Source organism: Vibrio porteresiae DSM 19223 (assembly GCF_024347055.1).
Lineage (GTDB): Bacteria > Pseudomonadota > Gammaproteobacteria > Enterobacterales > Vibrionaceae > Vibrio > Vibrio porteresiae.
The window spans coordinates 1266141-1285426 of the sequence record NZ_AP024896.1 but is presented as its reverse complement, the minus strand read 5'-3'; the positions used below and the strand labels follow the sequence as shown (position 1 = coordinate 1285426).

Annotated in this window: 14 protein-coding genes; 4 read left to right on the top strand and 10 right to left on the bottom strand. The window is 45.6% G+C overall.

The features are described 5' to 3' along the window. Positions 1-6: 6 nt before the first annotated feature. The 5 genes from OCV11_RS22400 to OCV11_RS22380 all read right to left on the bottom strand — a co-directional run bounded on the left by OCV11_RS22400 (position 7) and on the right by OCV11_RS22380 (position 7480). Positions 7-966 (bottom strand): alpha/beta hydrolase, encoded by a 960-nt coding sequence (locus OCV11_RS22400; protein ID WP_261896671.1) that lies wholly within the window; start codon positions 964-966, stop codon positions 7-9. Between the two features lie 270 nt (positions 967-1236). Further along, the gene (locus tag OCV11_RS22395; protein ID WP_261896670.1) at positions 1237-2604 is read right to left on the bottom strand and encodes a diguanylate cyclase; all 1368 of its coding nucleotides are present in this window, start codon (positions 2602-2604) and stop codon (positions 1237-1239) included. Positions 2605-2933: 329 nt separating this feature from the next. Next, a complete protein-coding gene (locus tag OCV11_RS22390) occupies positions 2934-4202 on the bottom strand; it encodes a hypothetical protein (RefSeq protein ID WP_261896669.1) in 1269 nt (422 codons plus the stop codon). A 291-nt stretch (positions 4203-4493) separates the two neighbouring features. Continuing rightward, complete coding sequence (locus OCV11_RS22385; RefSeq protein ID WP_261892255.1) at positions 4494-5870, bottom strand: IS4 family transposase; 1377 nt, start codon at positions 5868-5870, stop codon at positions 4494-4496. Positions 5871-6229: 359 nt separating this feature from the next. After that, positions 6230-7480, bottom strand: a complete 1251-nt coding sequence (locus OCV11_RS22380; RefSeq protein ID WP_261896668.1) for an MFS transporter — start codon at positions 7478-7480, stop codon at positions 6230-6232. 284 nt (positions 7481-7764) lie between these two features. On the opposite strand from OCV11_RS22380, the gene OCV11_RS22375 reads away from it, so the two are divergent. The 4 genes from OCV11_RS22375 (at position 7765) to OCV11_RS22360 (ending at position 12885) form a co-directional block, all read left to right on the top strand. Next, on the top strand, positions 7765-8649 hold the full coding sequence (locus OCV11_RS22375; protein WP_261896667.1) for an AraC family transcriptional regulator: 885 nt from the start codon (positions 7765-7767) through the stop codon (positions 8647-8649). Positions 8650-8797: 148 nt separating this feature from the next. Then, a complete protein-coding gene (locus OCV11_RS22370) occupies positions 8798-10942 on the top strand; it encodes a TonB-dependent siderophore receptor (protein WP_261896666.1) in 2145 nt (714 codons plus the stop codon). Positions 10943-11124: 182 nt separating this feature from the next. Continuing rightward, positions 11125-11964 carry a 5-dehydro-4-deoxy-D-glucuronate isomerase gene (gene kduI / locus OCV11_RS22365; protein ID WP_261896665.1) on the top strand — a complete coding sequence of 280 codons (840 nt, stop codon included), beginning with the start codon at positions 11125-11127 and terminating at the stop codon, positions 11962-11964. Positions 11965-12114: 150 nt separating this feature from the next. Continuing rightward, positions 12115-12885 carry an IclR family transcriptional regulator gene (locus OCV11_RS22360; protein ID WP_261896664.1) on the top strand — a complete coding sequence of 257 codons (771 nt, stop codon included), beginning with the start codon at positions 12115-12117 and terminating at the stop codon, positions 12883-12885. Between the two features lie 230 nt (positions 12886-13115). Here OCV11_RS22360 and OCV11_RS22355 read toward each other — a convergent pair whose 3' ends face one another. The 5 genes from OCV11_RS22355 to OCV11_RS22335 all read right to left on the bottom strand — a co-directional run bounded on the left by OCV11_RS22355 (position 13116) and on the right by OCV11_RS22335 (position 19004). Beyond that, positions 13116-13838 carry a hypothetical protein gene (locus OCV11_RS22355; RefSeq protein WP_261896663.1) on the bottom strand — a complete coding sequence of 241 codons (723 nt, stop codon included), beginning with the start codon at positions 13836-13838 and terminating at the stop codon, positions 13116-13118. A 162-nt stretch (positions 13839-14000) separates the two neighbouring features. After that, positions 14001-15749: an ABC transporter permease subunit gene (locus OCV11_RS22350; RefSeq protein WP_261896662.1), complete on the bottom strand. Its 1749-nt coding sequence runs from the start codon at positions 15747-15749 to the stop codon at positions 14001-14003. Positions 15750-15782: 33 nt separating this feature from the next. Further along, positions 15783-17315, bottom strand: coding sequence for an ABC transporter substrate-binding protein (locus OCV11_RS22345; protein WP_261896661.1), 1533 nt, complete (start codon positions 17313-17315; stop codon positions 15783-15785). 43 nt (positions 17316-17358) lie between these two features. Further along, entirely contained in the window at positions 17359-18135 is a 777-nt protein-coding gene (locus tag OCV11_RS22340) for an ABC transporter ATP-binding protein (protein WP_261896660.1), read from the bottom strand. Then, entirely contained in the window at positions 18132-19004 is an 873-nt protein-coding gene (locus OCV11_RS22335) for an ATP-binding cassette domain-containing protein (protein WP_261896659.1), read from the bottom strand. The genes OCV11_RS22340 and OCV11_RS22335 overlap by 4 nt, the downstream gene beginning before the upstream one ends. Positions 19005-19286 lie beyond the last annotated feature (282 nt).

Below are 19286 nucleotides of genomic sequence, written 5' to 3'. Positions count from 1 at the left end.
TGTTCATCAGCCAACAAAATTATTTTGTTTTAACCATTGGGTAAATAAGGGCAGCCACTCTTTAGCGGTGCCTTTGGCATTGCGAATACCAAACCCATGACCACTACTTTGAAATATATGCATTTCAACGGGAATATCGTGTTTATGAAGCGCTTCATAAAACAGAATGCTGTTCATTTGATTCACCGATTTGTCATCGTTAGCTAAACCAATAAAGGTTGGGGGAGTTGTGTCACTGACCCATTTTTCGGCAGAGTGATCGTTAATTTGTGTTGTGGTTGGCGATTTGCCGAGCAATATTTTACGAGTGCTGTTGTGAGCGTATTTCTTTTCCATAGTGATGACGGGATACATTAAGCCGACAAAATCGGGTCGAGCCGAAAAAGTATCCGTGGTATCGATGGGTTGATAAACCTTTCGGTCAAACTGAGTCGCTAAACTTGATGCCAATTGTCCGCCCGCAGAAAAGCCTAACACACCCACACATTGATTATTCAGTTGCCACTCTTGCGCATGGGCACGAATATAACGCACCGCCCGCTGGGCATCTTCTAGTGGTTGCCACTCACGGTCAGAGGCGGAGTCGTTTGGAAGCCGATATTTCAAGATAAATACGTTCAATCCATGCTGGTTAAGATCTGGCACCATATCGATACCTTCTTTATCAAATACCACTCGTTGGTAGCCGCCACCAGGGGCGAGAATAATGCTGCAACGGCTCGGTTTTTGTGTGGGAAATGCGAGAAGTTCAGTGTTGCTAATATTGATCCAAGCGCGATCATGAACCGCAGGGGATTTGCTGCGTTCAATCACCGTTTCTGCTGCCGTTGCATTTTCGGCCGAGCTTGGCCAAATAGAAAAGTGTTGTGATACCGTTAAGTTTGCTGCTGTGGCAGGTAAGCTCGCTGTGGTTGCTGCCAATGCTATCGTAAAGCCCAAACATCGAATTATCTGGTTGGTTTTCATCTTATTTACTCAGCCAATAGGAAAAGGACTACGTTAACAAACAGAGCCATATAAATGTGTTAGGTACGATCTCTTTTCTTAACGATACACCCTGTCGAGTGTGATGCGCTTCGCTCTTATTTATATGAGATGAGTATAATCATTTAACGCTTAATTAAGCGCTTTTCTGATATATCACCACATGAGATAAAAAGAGGTATGAACAGCGCGCTGCAATTAGTCATCGAAGGCATACGTTGGATTAAACAGATTGTGGATGACGTGTTCTAATCACTGCTCTTCTTCAACTGGGCTGTGTTCAAATGCGCATACTTGGTTGCGACCATTGTCTTTCGCTTTGTACATGGCTTGATCGGCTTGCAGCAGCAGCTTCTCAAAATTCGTCTCTGATTTGAGTTCCGCTACACCGATACTGACCGTTAGCATCAAAAACATCTTGTTATGGTGTAAAGGCTGCTCGTAAAGGGAGTGGCGAATTTTTTGTGCCATCTTGGTGGCTTCGGTAAGATCTAAACCAGGTAACAAGATGGCAAACTCTTCTCCGCCAATGCGGCCTAGAACGTCAATCTCACGCAATACTTCTTGGCAAATTTTGCAAAAATGCACGAGTGCTAAGTCACCCACATGGTGACCATAGGTGTCGTTTACGTTCTTAAAATGATCAAGGTCGAGCGCTAATAAAGAAAGCGGTCGATTAAGCTTGCTATAGAGTTTGATTTGATGTTTTGTGTAGCCCGTAAAATAACGGCGGTTATACACGCCCGTGAGAGGATCGGTCGTCGCTGCGATATAAAGTTCCTCTTCATACTCGCTGCGGCTTCGTTCTCCGCGTTTTAATACGTTGCGGACAATCAACAGGGATATTGAGAGCAGCAAAATTAAAAATAGCGCTAAGTAGGGAACATACGCCGTAGTGACTTTGTCTATTTTCCACGTCAAATAGGCAACAGTCATACCATTGAGCTCATGCATTGGCCATACGCCGTCACTCTTTGTCTCATTTTGCTTAAGCCAGACTGCGGGCAAATCATAGTCTTTGGAAAACTGAGCCAAGGTGTCGGTATCTAAGCGCCTAGCCATCACTAGCAGCGCTGGATTTTGAACTTTCCACGTTTTTTCATCGGTAAAAGGTTCTGCGACTACAACGTAAGGAAACCCTCTTAATAGAGTAATAAATCCGATCCCAGAATAATCGCTTTTGTTTTGTCTCGCTGCGCCCAACTTGAGCTTAATGGAAGGGGAATTGAGCAAGGACATGGCGTTTCCAACCGATTCTCCCGCTTCTAACCCAAGAATATCAATGTGATGTTCCGTTTTAACCAGTGCAACGATACTCAACTTATAACGTGGAATCAGGTAATCGTTGTAGTTTTGCTGTTGCCACGTTTTATCCTTCTCGATAACCGTTTTTTGATAGCCTAAATCCCAGTTGGTGTACTCGAAAGAAACATCCATCATGCGCTGCATCTCATGTTTAGTCGCAGCTTCAAATCGGCCAATCATCGCCGCTTTATTTTGGTTATCAATAACATGTAGAAAAAACGTAATCAGGCAGATACTCGCAACCATCATGGCAACGATCAGCCATGTAACAGTAGAAATTGCAGAGGTAGCACTGAAATATTTTTGTTTATGCACTCGTTAGAATCCAAACCTCAAAGAATCAATAAAGAATTAACGAATATGACCAGTCGTCAACCTATAGGCTGTTAGTATAGTTTACTTGACCAACAGACTGTAGCCGATTTCCAAACGCTTACGTATGGCGTGCTGTTTTTCTGATCTCTATCTAAATATAGAGGGTTAACTGTATGATTTTAAGTCACTATTTATGGTGAAATTAATCCGTAACCACACGTTATTATGGTACTGATAAAAATGATTTGCCTCCATCAGCTAAAGCAGATGGAGGCAATGCTTGGGTCAGTGATTATGTAAAATAACGCCCCAGACACACACTCAGAAACCTACTTTCGAGAGAAAAACAGAGGATGCTTTATCTCGTGGATAAGTTTGCCGATGTCACTGAGTAACGATGTGCTGGTTTGTGTGGAGGGCAAAGAAATTTCGCCCCAAGCGTAGCAATCGTCTGGAACGTTTTGTTCATCAATTGTGCCTGTGACTTTGAATAATCCCTCAATCGCTGGGCCTAAGGTTTGATTACCTTCGATTGCGGTTAACGTCAATGCAATGCTGGGGCATTCATCATTGCCTTCTAAGGTCAGTTCATAGATTTTTTGCTCTTTGTCCCGTGTTATCTGAATTCGGTCCATATCCCATAAACAGGTGTACACCTTTTCCGGATGGTTGGCGCAAGGGGTATAAAGACTGGCGGATTTAAATGGCAGCATATCCGGCGCATGTTCGTACCAAAGCGATGTGACGGCAAGTGAGTGACAGCCAGGTAATTTGGGAATTGCAAACCAATACCATGACACGGTTGCCTCTTTGGATAGATGATTAAGTTCACCAAAGTTTTGCACTACATGGTCCATCCACAAGCAGCCACACTTGCCATGTTGCACATGGGGTTCACCTTCAGACCATTTCACTATGGTGTAGTCTTCAGGTTCAAGGCGTGGAGATGAATAATAATAAGAGCCTTGGTTTTCCATCTCTGGTTGGCTGTTTTGTAGGTATTCGCTGGTTGAGGAACCGTAAAAATTATCAATAATATTCAATTGATTATCGGTTAACCAGTTAGGTAAAAATGAAGCAGGACCATATCCTACTGGTACAGCGCCCAGTTTGTCTCTGAGTTGGATATCCAAAAACAGATCGGGTGTGACGTCCGTGCCGGCAGCGGCAAACAGATCGACTGCGGAGCACACATCAGCGGTTAATTGATAAAGTGCATCGGGTTGACCAAATTCCCCTTCTAACAGCGCAATTCTGATTCTTCCTGGGCCGGGGATTTCAACGGTACCGCAAGCGGCCCATTTTTCACTGTCGGTTGGATTATCGACTTTTAATTTGCTTTTATTTTTGGTCCCTGCGAATGACCATTTACCGTGAGCACCAGGGATGTAGAGACCAAACGCCGCCCAATATTCCTCATTTTTATATTGCAGCATGAGGCTCACTCCGTGGATCTGACAACCTGTGCCTAGATACCCGTAAAAGCACCAAGCGGAGAGATCATAATCGGTATGCAGCTCAGTAAACCATTTAGGCAAACAGTGCATTTTTTCTGGAATGTCTGCCCGTTCAGAAACATAGCGAGTGTTCTTTTTCATCTGCGGCTCCTTCTGCAAGAGAGCGTATTTGCTCAGTCGTTAATCAAGCTTAACTGGTAAAACAGCTTTCGGTAGGGGCAGATGTCACACTCGTTGATAACGACTTAGGGTAATTCATGGAGGAGGCAAACACAGTTAACAGCGGCATCTAAGTAAGTTTGCTTTTTCATTCGGAACACAAAGAAAAGCTAAAAATATCATGATTAATTGTAAATAAATTCAATGAATTATGTGGATATTATTGGCTTAAGAGCATGATCCCCCCTCTAACTCCTGTCTCTTGATCACATCTCAAAGATCTAGAGACTTGGCAAGCAAGTAACCTTCAAGGATGGTTTGCAAAATAAACCATCCTTCCCAAAGCCGTTCCCAGCCAACTCGCCCGTTGCGTTTAGAATCATACCAACCGGCTAATTTCCCAAGATTAATGTATGCCCAATAGAGACTCGGTGCTTTCTTTGGCGGCTTTCTCTTTTCCTGTTTTGACCACAGGATCTTCCAGCTTTGAGGACTCAATATCATTTCACAACTCTGTTTCTCGGCTTCTTCTTTGTTCAGCCCAAGATAACGAAGTTGGTGCAACCGAACGGCAATGAAAGCCAGTATGACAACCATTCGCTCCAAGTTTTCTTTGCTTTGCATTCGTAAGTTTTCAACCTGAGTTCCACCACTCTTCCACGCTTTGTGGAACTCCTCAATTAGCCACCGCTTTTCGTAATAATCTAATATTCGTTCGGCCTCTTCTTTTGAGCGGACTGGCTCTGATGTGAGAATATGCCAGTTGAGACCTTTTTCCTGTTCACGCTCCTGACAGCCTACATAATAAAGCTCTACAGGTTCTCCCTTTTTGTTGGATGGAACCTTCACTGTAATGGGGGCGTAGCGAACTTCACACACAGCTCGTCGTGCCTTACGGCCGCCTTTTTGTCTGACCTGAACTGTTCTCATACCTGCATCAGTTAAGGACGCGCTGTACTGATAAAGTTTATCTTCACTCTCCAATATGCAGCGACTTTGCATCGAACGAACGACAAAACGTTGTTGATTAGATGTTTTGTAAGCCAAATATTCAATAAGGTCGGCTTCTCGGTCACACACGGAGATAATCTTGCTCATCCCTTCGCCAAGGCGAGTTTCCATAGCTCGAGATGCGCGTTCCCATTTGTAGCTCTCTTTTTCAAGATACGGTCTTTTCGCATGATTCTGACTCTTGCCGTAATCTTTGATATTTCGAGTCCAGCGCTCTTGTTCAATAAGACCAACGACATGCTGCTCGTGTGGTGCAAAAAGAAGGACGGAGTGGGCGAACATCCCTCGGGAGTAATTATTCGAGGTCGTATGCCCCATGTCTCCCCGGACAGTTGAATGGGAAAATTCAAGTGAAGTGGTATCTTCCAACGCCAGTAAGCACTCATAGTGCTTCGTATTTTCGACCGTTGCGGCAAAACCAGCCTCGGCAATGGCTTGAGGGTCAATGGCTTGATTGCGAGTAAAGCGATAAGCAGCTTCAATATCAGCGGGAGATTTCAAAGATTGCACAAGTGATTGTCCTAAATGATTAGCCAAAGAAGAGGCAAGTTGTACTAGGCGCTTGGAGCGACGGCGATCGCCTAACTCGGAGTGGTGAAAGGTATCTCTGGCCCATTGCTCTGTATCTGCTGAAAACATAGTAACCTACCTCAACTTGTCAGTTTTTGTTGAGATCAATCAGTGAGATAAAAGTTCAAAAAAATCCCTCAATTTTTATCGAGGGATTTGTGTAGGAAAGTCAGCCTCTAACTCCCCCCTTAAAAAAACAAGGGGGGAGAACCGTATCGAGCGCGCTGTAACTTATTGGCTCTATTTGCTTTTTTCAGCAAGCTTTAGTACTGGCTTGAGGGGGGTTGTAGCAGCGATCTCGATCTGGCTCCCTCCTTCTTTAGAGGGAGGGTCGGGGAGCGTCACATGCACGAAAGCTAAAGTAATTTAATGGCTTATCACCGGTTAAAAGCGTATGCCCTTTAAATTCCATTCTATTAATAAGTTATCTAGAAAAACGCCTTTGGATAGCGCGTGGTGTAATAGTTTTCAAGCTGAGTATCTTGGGCCGTTAAGGCTTCAATACAATCTCTAGTTTGGGTAATAAACGCCAGTGAGAGAATGATCAAACCGCCCATGGTCATGATCAGAGTATCAATGTTAAAAAGATTGATATCAATCGCGTAACTAAATGCCATGCTACCAAGCGGGATGGTTAACACGCAAAGGGCAAAAATGGCAGATTCAATCCGCGCTTTATGACTAACCGGAACGGCGTGACCGCGCAGTGAACTAAATTGAATCCCTTTGATCGTTAACCCCATTCCTGAAATAAAAAGTGCGATAGCTTTGATTGCGGCGGTATGAGTGTACGCAAAGCTAATGACACCTAAACCAATCAATAAACCGCCGAGCAACACTTGTTGATAACGGTTTAACCAACGATTCATCTTCACCGATAGTGTCCCGCCAACCAACATACCGATAGCGATAGAAGATTCGAACAGCACCACATAACTGATGTCGTTATTGAGGATTCGCTGCACGTAAATCGGAACGACAACGGAAATTAGGGGAGTGAGAATAAAGTTACCGACCATGGCGGAGTAGCAGAACATCAGCTCCGGTTTAAGCTGTTTTAGGCTGCGAAAACCTTGGGTGATTTGCAGCGCTTTACTCTCCGCTGAAGGAGCGGGCTTTTCACCAGCAGGCAAATGCACAAAGCTAAACAAGATCAATGAAATCAGGTACAACACAAAGGTAGCGAGCAGAGAATTCACTATCCCCACGGCATAAATCACTCCGCCGCCAACCACCACACCAATGATCACTTGCAGTGAGTTTAAGGTCGAAGAGATACCGATGGCATTCGTGAGGTTCTCTTTACTCACCAGCAGGGGAATCAAGGTATTGGGCGCAGTAGATATGGCACTGTTTAATATCGACAAAAGTGAAATAAGGATTAAGCAGCTGATAAAACTTTGGTAAGAAAATAATAAGATAAACGCCAATAACACCGATGCGATGCTGCAAAACAGCACCACGGTTTTCTTTGCATAGCGGTCGAGCAAATAACCTGATATTGGTAAGAACAGAATATTGGCAACCCACATGACCGCGACTAACACACCCACACTCTCAGCGTGACCAAACAGTTGTACTAATGCCCAAATAATCACCACCGATGCACTGCGAAATGCCACGATGGAACAGAGATGAGAGAAAATGTACCCATAATAGCTCATTGAATTTCTGCTCATTTTTTCTCTGTCCTTATGAATTTAACGGTGAACCTCAGTCCTTGAGGTGGGGATAACAAAGGGAATTCATGTAATCAAACTGTTGCATAAATGAACATTATCGGCAAATCAAAGTAACCGCAACTTATTTGTCTTTTTTAGGTAGATCAATTGTCTAGCTGAATTCGTTACTAATAACACATTATTAGAAAGTGTCGATAAGGCGATATGATTAATGATAACACTTCTCGTTTACGAGCATTTTGTGCGAAAATGCGCGCTGTTAACTCTGAAGTGCTTACCTTATGCCATCACTTACACGTATCTGTCAGTTACTTGATTACATCAATCATCATATTCAAGAGCCTCTTTCTCTTGAGCTGTTGGCGGAGAAAAGCTGTTGGTCTCGTTGGCAGTTGCAACGGGTATTTCAGTATGAAACCGGATTTACGGTTGCCAGTTATATTCGTCAACTCAAGCTTAGTCAGGCTGCGCAACAGCTTCTTAATGGTCGAGACCGGATCATTGATATCGCTTTAGCAACGGGCTTTAATTCTGAAATTTCTTTTACCCGCGCATTTAAGCAACATTTTGGTATAACGCCCAAAACGTATCGTCAGAAAGGGTTGTTAACCGGAGTGTTGCAGCCCCTTGTGTTGGTTCAATCGAAGCATAAAGTGGCAAAACCTGACAAACTAACAGATGTTCGAATTGAAACCTTATCGAGTTTTACTGCGTGGGGTTTGCAGGGGCAAATGAAGGGGCTGTTATCTGCTCAGCCTGATTTTGCTCTTATCGTGCCTAGTTTATGGCAACAGTTAGATGCGCTAGGTGGTTTTGATAAAGCGCGAGAGAATCTCGGTCTGATTGATGTTAGGTCGAGTGATGGCGAAGGCAATAACCTGCATTACTGGGCGCTCGTCAGTGATCAAGAGAATCGTTGTGATAAAGCAGCAGGTTGTCCAGATGCCTTTGCTCATGTCCATGTGCCAACGCAAACCTATGCGGTTTTGAAACATCAAGGTCCAGTGTCTGACTTGTCACTCAGTGTTGAATGGTTCATTTTCGATTGGTTACCTCAGTCGGGATACCGAGGAGTAGATGGCGTCGAGTTGGAACGTTATCCAGCGCATTTTGCACCGATAGCAGAGGATGCAGTGATGGAGTATTGGCTACCTATTCAATGGTAAGCGCGTCTACAAATGCCCGTACCTAGTCATTTTTATCCGAATGTCTCCCCAAGCTCAATGAAAGATAAAGATGCACCAAATTGTTAGTTTTGCCTTTGGATAAATCGATAAAATCAAATGAGATTCGTTCTCATTTTAAAGGGCAACCATGTCACTTTCACATCAATTCAGATTGTTACCGCAAGTTTGTATGGTGACTGCTTTTGCGGGCTTCCCATTTTTTACCGTACAAGCATCAGAACAACAGCAAGAAACGCTCACGGTTCTTGGTCAGCAGTATCGTAATACAGCCACAAAAACCTCATTAGCACCGGATGAAACACCGCAAGCCATATCGGTTTTGTCCGGTGAATCTATCGAAGCGAAAGGGGCAACTTCTCTTGGTCAGGCATTACGCTATGCACCTGGGGTGGTGACGGAAACCAAAGGCGGTTCGGTCACCATGTATGACAACTTCTACATTCGAGGTTTTCAGGTTGATCAAAGCTATTACGATGGCTTGGTGCTGCAATATCTAAAAGGATGGAATCTCCAGCCACAAATTGATCCCATTATGATGCAGCAAGTCGAGGTGTTTAAAGGCCCGACCTCGGTACTCTACGGCGCAATGCCTCCCGGTGGTATGGTGAACATCATTGCCAAAAAGCCACAAAAAGAGCATCAAACCCAAATTAAGGTGAGCGGTGGTTCGCGCAATCTGCGTCAAGCATCGATAGATACAACTGGGCAGTGGGCTGATAGTCCCGTTGATTATCGAATGATTGCTTTGGCTCGCAAGCAAGATGGTCAGGTCGATAATACCGAAGAAGAACGCTATTTAATTGCGCCATCGATGAATTGGCATTTGAGTGAGGCAACCCATTTAAACCTGAACCTCTATTATCAGCGCGACCCCAACATGGGGATGAATTCTTCCATGCCCGCTTCTGGGACGGTTTATCACTCAGTTGCGGGTGATACATCACCATCAACGTCGGTAGGTGATAAAAATTGGAGTCAATTTGAGCGCAATGTCTTTATGGCGGGTTATCAATTTGATCATGATTTTGCTAATGACTGGCATTTCTTACAAAACTTTCGCTTTATGCGAGCGAGTTTAAGTCAAAAGAACACCTACCATACTGCGAGTGGATTTGATGCGGCGACAGGTACGTTAAGTCGCAATGTCTATAGCACGGATGAGGACTCAAAAGGGTATACAGTCGACAACCAACTTTCACTGGTAAGAAATTGGGGACAAGCGGAACACAACATTCTGTTTGGTCTCGATTACCAGCATCTTTCTGGGGAATCAGACTATCGTGAATACAGTGGTATGAGCGCAGCGTTTGCAGCGTTCAATCTATTTAATCCCAACAATAATTTATTGAACACTCAAGACTTAACGGTTGCCGCAGAGTATGACTATCAGATAAAAGTTAAGCAGTTGGGTGGTTATTGGCAAGACCAAATGCTGTGGAATAACTGGGTATTTATTACTGGCTTACGCTGGGATCATTATCAAAGTAGTAGTGAAGTAAGTGGTTATGAGACAGAAGCTGACAGTCATGCGATATCTTACCGTGTAGGTGCTTTGTACCAATTTGATAACGGTATTTCGCCATTTGTTAACTATGCGACTAGCTTTTCTCCGGTTGCCGGAGTGGATTCGAAATTTGGTGAACCCTTTGAACCAGAAAAAGGGAATCAAGTGGAACTTGGGGTGAAATATCAATCGGCTACTGGCGAGTTTAGCGGAACGTTATCTGGCTATCGCATCATCAAAAGCAATGTCGTGGTCACCGATCCTTCTTCTGCCAACTACCAAGATGATATCCAAGTCGGCGAAGTTCGCTCTCAAGGCATTGAAACCCAAGCTAATTGGAAAATCACCCCTTTATTGCAGCTAGATGGTAGTTATACCTACTCCGATGTTGAGGTGACAAAAGACAGCGCCAATGGTTTAAAGGGAACCACTCCGATTTATGTACCCAAGCATAGCGCGACATTGTGGGCTCAGTACCAGCTTAATCAACTGGGGTTGTCTGGTGCACAAGTCGGGTTGGGTGGGCGTTATGTCGGGTCGATGTACATGAATGCGAACAATGACCAAGGCAAAGTACCAAGTTACGCTTTGTTAGATATGATGGCTCGTTACGAGTTAGGTGAATTAAACAGCCAATGGAAAGGCATGTCGGTAGAGGTGAGTGCAACTAACTTAACCAACAAGGAATACTATTCTTGTTACGACAACGCGAACTGCTGGTATGGCGCAGAGCGTAATATGCGCATTCAATTTGGTTACGATTTTTAAATTTGATTTCTGTCGATGTGTAAAAGCCGCTGTTAAAGCGGCTTTTTTTGCCTCACTTCAAAAAAATAAACGCCGTTTCAATAATTCTGATCGATTTGATCACAAATATATTTATGCATATATAAACGACATTGATCAAATATGAATGAGTGTTAGGCTAGCTCCAACATTAGGAGGTGCCTATGCACACGAATTACAACAGCAATCCATTAGATGCTAAAGCGTACGATACCGATCGCTTACGTTCAGAATTTCTTACCGAAGATTTATTTAAAAGTGACGAGATTACCTTGGTTTACAGCCATATAGACCGAATCGTCGTCATGGGTGTGAGTCCGAGTACTACAACATTAAAACTCAATGAATTTGTCGATACCAAGGCCTTTGGCGTGGAGTATTTTCTGCAGCGCCGAGAGCTAGGATTGGTCAACCTAGGTGGCTCTGCTAAGGTGAAAACAGCGGTTCAGGAATACACATTGAACCATTTAGATGCGTTGTATCTGAGTTTAGGTGAACAGGATGTTGAGTTTACGTCACTGGATCAGTCAGACCCAGCGCTTCTATATTGTTTGAGTGCTCCGGCTCATCACTGCTATCCATCACGGATTATTACCCGCGAACAGTCTCGCCATATTGAGCTAGGTTCCACTGAAAATGCCAACGCTCGTACCATTACCCAATATCTTCATCCTGAAGTGTTGCCGACTTGTCAGCTCTGCCTTGGGGTGACACATCTCAAACCGGGCAGTGTGTGGAATACCATGCCAGCGCATACCCATGAACGTCGCATGGAAGCCTATCTCTATTTTAACGTTGCCCCTAATCAGGTGGTGTTTCATTTCATGGGCGAACCTCAGGAAACTCGCCATATTGTGGTGCGCGACAAACAGTTAGTGCTGTCGCCAAGTTGGTCTATTCACTCGGGTTGCGGCACGCAAAACTACAGTTTTGTGTGGGGCATGTTGGGAGAAAACCAAACCTTCGATGATATGGATTTTGTGGATATGCAAGCGATTCGCTAACGAAAGATAACAATAACTGTACCTTACATGGAGTCACAATATGTTGCTGAATAAACCATTAAAAATGTTGACCATAGCTGTAATGCTTGTAAGTTAAGCCGCATTTAACCAATCGGATATCTTAGGCGTTCGTGCTAAATAAGAAACTCTATGGAAAGTAATAAGAAAACAGAATATCGCGCACCAGCGTTAGAGAAAGGGCTAGAGATCCTCGAGCTGTTGGCCGAACAGTCAGAGCCGCTATCGAAAAAGCAAATTGCTGAAAAGCTCAATCGCAGCATTAATGAGATATTTCGAATGCTCTCGGTTTTGATAGAAAAACAATATATTGAGTACGATAGTGATACGTCATGTTACTCACTCACATTAAAAATGTTTGCTCTATCGAACCAGCATCCACCCATTGCTCAACTGCTCAAGCGGGCCAATCCGTTAATGGAGGAGTTGTGCCATACAGTGAATCAGTCATGCCATTTGTGCAGCTATAAGAACGGTGAGCTTTTGGTGATTGCGCGCCAAGAGAGTCCTTACAAAATGGGATTTAGTTTGCGCCTTGGTTCGAAAATCGATATCTGCTCATCGGGTTCTGGCATCGTACTCCTGAGTTTTAGCGAGGAGAAACAGCGTACGGATATCCTTAAAAAGTCGCGTTCTACCGCAGAGGAAGTCGCGCATGCAACTAGCCATATCGCCAACACCATTGAGCAAGGCTATTACATTGGTGAAAGTCCACAAATCTCGGGCGTAACCAATATTACAGCGCCGATTTTTGGCGTACTAGGTGAAGTCATGGCGGTAATTACTGTCCCATATATGACCTTGAATTCGAATACGGTACATCACCATATTGCCGATATCGAGCACACCAAAACGCAGCTGCTTCAGGTCGCGAAACAGCTCAGTCAGAACTTATCGCTTTAGCTAAAAATATCATTTTCAAATGACTTACTAATTCAATGTATTACATGAACATTGATAGCTTTTGCGCAGGACCACTAACTCCCCCTTAAAAAAACAAGGGGGAGAGGCGGTCTGAGTTCGTCGTAATAGTCGAGTTCGCCATCATGTTTGATAGCGGGTTGGAACGCGTTGTTGGTCTCGATCTCGAACTTATTCCTCTAATCCAAAATAGGCTAACTTAACAGATTGATTCAAAAACGATTTAACGTGAACTGATAATCACTGCCAAGTGTTATACGTTGGATCTCATGTTTTTCAACAGGGCGATATTGTCGCCAATCCCATTCATTATCGAGTAAGACGATGTTGGTTAGCCCAAAACGCTTCATGTCTGCCAAAGAATAGTCATATCCTTTGATTTGCTTATCGGTGAAATTCTCTGGGTGTTGCTGCTTTTGTAGTTGGCCATAAACAGTGATGAGGTTATCGACTTTAATACTTGCGAAGAAGGCGGATTCCTCTTTTCGCGCCGCGTTAATGTACTTGTTGAATGATTCTTGTAAGTTATCGTCCACTTTCCAATTCTGCTGCCATGCACTGCCGTGCCAGAGAAGGATGGAATCTTTGTGAAGATATTTGTGATTGCCAGCAGTTAGAACATAGTCAGCACAAGAAGAAGCACATAGGCGCAGCACTTCTACATCCATATTGTTTTGCTGAATCCAACGACCAAGCTCAAGACCGGCTTTAACATCACCGCCAGGGCTTGAAACAACCAGTCTGTTGGGCTTATCGCTAACATTATTAAATGCTTTAAATAACGCCTTGTTATGTTTTTTAGAAATATTTCCAAGGTAAAGCAGTTTGCCGTTTTCCATTCCGACAAAATCACGTGACGGTGGTTCATTACTATGATTGGGCAAATGGGCGCACCCAGCTAGCAGACCTAGGGAAATTAGCGATAACCACTTCATGGTAACTCCTTGAAATTACATATAAACGAGATGCATATATTAACTGAATTTATAGCAAATGTAGAATGGAATGGTGTATTTGTGGACTGGTTTGTGCGCTTTTCTGGTAGCGATCTCGATCTGGCTCCCTGCTTATTTAGAGAGAGAACCGGATCGCGACACTTACCGCTTACTGCCCCAAACGCTGGTGGCGCTGACGGCCAGAATTGATAGCAGGATCAATGATGATGCTGGAGCTAGCACCACCCAATAGCTGCGCTCAATGTAGGGCATGCCTTCGGAAAGGATGCGGCCCCATTCTGGGCTGGGTGGCATGGCGCCTAAGCCAAGGAAACCGAGTGAGGCTAGGGCAAGGGCAATGCCCGGTACACGCAACATGGCATGGCGCAGCAGAGGTTTAAATACCGCAGGAAGTAAGTAGAACAGATTGCGTCTCACTGGACCGACTCCAATCAGCGGCAGCATTTGCATGTAAGTACGCGCTTTCACTTCTGTGGTCAAAGCGGCGGCATGCGCGGCTAAAGGGGCCCAACTGACCAATACCACGGCCAAACTTGCGCCCCAGATCCCTGCACCATAAATCGCCACGATCAATAACCCAGTGATCACCGGCGGCAGCGCATTAGCAATTTCAATTGGCCCCGACATAAGGCGCGGGAATTGACCCACGATAAAACCAATCACGAGGCAAATTAGAGCAATAACGATGGCTAAAAAGCAGGTATAAAAGCTGCCATGAGCGACACGCGCGAGAATGTCACGCCCCATCGAATCGGCACCAAACGGCAGTGCAAATGAAGGCGATGCCAAACGCATATGTTCGATAGCAAACGGGTCGCGCGGCAAACCAAACACAATCATCATCACCAGTAACCCAAGACAAACCCAAGGGATGACTCGCGCAGCCCCGGTCACTTGGATGCTGCTCTCTTTAGGTTGCGGCAGTGCCCCTTGACGCAGTGCACGACCGAGAATGAGCGCTTTAATGATGTTGACGAGAATACCGACGCCAAAAGCGAGTGACAAAATCAGCAAAATGCCTACTTGCAGTGTCGGCACATCTTTGGCAATCGCAGCGCCCAAGGTGGCACGGCCAATTCCGGGAATGGCAAATACCTTTTCGACCGCAATCGCGCCCCCTGTCAGGGAAACCACCACTAAACCAACCAAAGGAAGAATGGTGGCGAGCGAACGTTTGAGTACGGCAAAAGTGATGTGACGGCGACTGATTCCAGCCACGCTCCAAGTCGCAACCCAAGATTCAGTGAACACTTGCGCAATGGTGTCGGAGAGTAAGCGGCCTAAATAACCCCCTGCAGGAATCGCCATCGATAATGCCGGTAATACCGCATAGTGAAAACCTTTCCAGCCAAAAGGTGGAAACCAACGTAGCCATACTGCGCCGATGAGCAGCAGTAACGAAGCAAGTAAAAATTCAGGCAGAGCCGTGAACATCACGGCGATAACCCCTTGGCTGCGGTGAGCTTGACCACGCAGCCCATAACGAATGGTTGGGATGGCAAGGGTTAGGGCGATAATCACTGCGCCACAAAAAGCAAGTCCCATCAAAGTGAGGGAAACACTGGCTGCCTCCAACATGCCACCTAAAATTGGGCGGCCGGAGACCCAAGAGACACCTGGGTCGCCGTGCAGTAAACCGTGTAACCATTGCGTCATTAACGCCCAAGGCCCTTGGTCTAATCCTAATGAGGCACGAATGGCATTCAGCGTCTCTTCACTTGGGTTTTGCTCTGCTGAGCGTGCACGGAGCAAAGCAAGAGCGGGGTCTTGCCCTGATAACCAAGGTAGGAGAGCGACTAAGATGACCACGCCCACTAGGGTTGCAAAACGCGACCCGAGTGAAATTAAGCCAGACCAAGCGGTGATGGAACGTAACGAAAGTAGTTTCATGATGACACGGTTCTTACTGCTGTTTATAGGCGGTTATAGCGATGACTCGCCGCTTTTGATGTACGTATGGCTATCAATCAAGGTACGTTCACGAGGATCGCGAATCGCGCCCACGACACGTTTCGATTCACCTTGGATAACGCGTTCATGCAACATTGGAATCGCCGCATCGCTCGCCAAGATCAGGTTTTCTGCTGCCATAATCGCTTTTTGGCGTTCAAGTCCGGCTGGCAAACTGCCTGCCACTTGCAGCGCTTGGTCGATTTCAGGTTGGCAAAGCTGCGCGATGTTAAACGAGCCTTTACAGCTAAAGTCGCTGTACATGTACGCCACTGGGTCGCCAGAGTCCAATACGGTTGCACGTGACAAAATAAACGCATCGACTTTGCCCGCTAACGCATCAGATTCGATTTGAGAATATTCACGCACATCTTGTTTCACGTTAAAGCCTGCTTTGGTCAACTGCTGTGCAAGGTAAACGGCTACTTCTGGCAGTTCAGTACGGTCGGTAAAGGTGGCTAACGTAATCGTGATGCCTTTTGGATCCGCTGGAGCGATGGTGTGCTCAACCGGTTGGCGCAACTTGGCTGCCCAAGGTAGCGCTGGACCTAACAGACCTTGCGCAATATCCGCGCGTTTTTCATAGACGTTATTGACGATTTGTTCGCGGTCAATCGCTTCACGCACAGCTGCTCGCACGGCTGGATCTTTCATTACACCGTAACGGGTATTGAGATAGAGCGTATTGGTGCGTGGCATAGGAACTTCATGCACTAAAGAAGGATCAAGCAGCGGCGCTTGTGATACCGGAATTGCTTCGACAATATCCGCACTGTCGGTACGTAGTGCAGCAGCACGAGCAATACCATCGGGTACAAAACTCACATCAATACCAGAGGCTTGCGCTTTCTCGCCCCAGTAATCGTTAAAGCGATTTAACGTTGCAGAGCTGGTGCCGTTCACAGCGGTCAGCACAAACGGACCTGTACCCGCCGTGATTGGGTTAATCACGCCGTTCTCTTGGTAGGCGTTTGGCGACAATATCGCCAATTGTGGGCTAGTTAGACGCTGCGCAAGCAACGGGTCTGGTTTAGAACTGGTCACAACCACAGCATATTCGCCGTCGGCTTTGACCGTTAAAGTCATGCCGTCAAGAATGCGCGGTTTTGGGGTTGCTTTGGAAGCCACTTGCAGAGCATTGACCACCGCCTTGGCATCAAAAGGAGTATGGTCGTGAAATTCCACATTAGGGCGCAGTTCAAAACGCCACTCGGTTGGTGAAACCTGTTCCCATTTCGTTGCCAGTGCCGAGGCTAAGTTGCCTTCTTGATCCAAGATAACCAAGGTTTCTGCGGTGCTCCAGCGCGACAGCTTAAACGCGTCATCACTGAGCGGGGTCAAACCTGAGCGTGGTGGCAATAGCATGGCCAGCTTAATGCGATCTTGTGTCGCTTCAGCTGTGCTCGTTGATGTGGCTGGTTTGTCGTTGCTCGAATCAAAACAACCAGAAAGTAAAGAGGCAGACACAGCGACGCTGAGCAATGACCACTGCTTAAATCGTTTCATTGATACTTCATCCTATAAGAATTACAAACTACGTTTAGCGTTTCTAGAAGTGAGGCTCGTCCAGTTCGATGCTGGGCACCGCCTCTAATAATTGTTGGGTGTAGATATGATGCGGGGAGTGCAACACTTCTTGAGTCGGGCGATCTTCAACAATCACCCCATGGTTCATCACCAAAAGTCGTTCACACAAACCAGAGACAATCGACATGTCATGGGTGACGAGCAACAGCCCCATGTGATTTTGTTGGCACACTTCGAGTAATAACGTTTTGATCTGTTCACGCAGCGGTAAGTCCAACCCGCTGGTCGGTTCATCAGCCAATAAAAACGCTGGCTTCACGATTAAGGCGCGTGCTAAAGCCACCCGTTGAGCTTGACCACCAGAGAGCTCACCCGCCTTTTTCTGCAGTGTCTCTTTTGTAAGTCCCACTTGCTCTAGGGCATGAATGAGTTCAGCTGACGTGACTTCACGTTTTTTGAGACGTTTTACCGGTTCGGCCAATACTTTTGCCACACTTTGCGTTGGGGGCAGGGCATTTTGTGGATCTTGTGGTATGTATTGCACCTGCTCGCGATACCAATTCAGCGATTGCCATAAACCCTTGCGCACCGATTCGCCTTGGCACTGCAGCACTCCAGAAGTGGGTTGATGAATGGCTAACATAAGCTTGAGCAACGTTGATTTACCGCTCCCAGAAGCTCCAACTAAACCGACGCGTTCATGTTGCTGAAATGCCAATGAAAGATCGCTTATGATGGCCTGTTGATTCGGCGCGAAACTCACTTGATGTAACTGTAAAAAAGGGGCGAAACGGCTCATGCACGGGCACTCATGGTCGAAGAATAGGGGTTAGTGGCATCAAAGTGGTTATCACTACTTAATGAAGCAATACGACTGCTATGCACCGCGCGCACCAAACTTTGGGTGTAGGGATGCTGTGGGAAATTCAGTAATGTGCGCATTGGCGCTTGCTCAACGATTTCCCCTTGATAAATCACGATAGCGCGATCGCACAGCTGCGCTGCGACATTAATGTCGTGGGTGATGAACAGTAAAGAGAGTGGGCTACCATGCAGATGTTCATCATGAGAGCAAAGGTGCTGGGCTCCGCAGCACTGCTTGAGTAGGTCTATCACCTGCTTTTGACTGACGACATCCAAGGCTGTGGTTGGCTCATCGGCGACTAACATATTGGCCCCACTTAAAAGAGCCAAAGCAATGCACAAACGCTGGCGTTGTCCACCAGACAATTCTGCAGGCAAACGGGATAACAAATCCGACGTTGGGTCGATGTGCATCTGCGCCAACACATCATGCAACTCATGATGGGAGTGATTATGGGTACTCAATCTCAGTTGCTTGCCCACATTCATCAATGGGTTAAGCGCACTAAACGTATCTTGGAAAATGGTGGCAACGCGCCCTTGTGCTTGGCGGGCTAACACCGGTTGCCCTGTCACCTCTGACTCATTGACTACGATAGAACCTGAAACGTGGGCATAAGGAGGAAGCGTGCCATTGATCGCCTGCGCGGTGAGCGACTTGCCTGATCCAGAAGCGCCAAGTAGGCAAACACGCTCGCCCTGAAATAGAGAAAAATCGACATGATTAACGAGAGTTTGCCCTTGGATAGAGATGCAAAGGTCGTTAACCGACAGAATTGGGCTAATGGAGTCAATGCGTTGCACGCGGATTCATACTTCTTGGTTATGTGAATTATGTTATAACATAACAAATATGAAGGCATGAATAAATATGGAGTAGCATATTGTTACAATTTGCCCACAGCACAAATGTTTAATGTGACGCGGCTAAAATAGTAAGCACTTATATAAGCCACTAATAATGGTACTAACGTTAGGCTTTTTAACTAAAATCAAAAAGTTGGTTACTTTTGCGCAACGTTTATATCTTTTATCATTCATTAATAATTTATACACATCTGTTTTGATCTAAATCGTATTTTATGC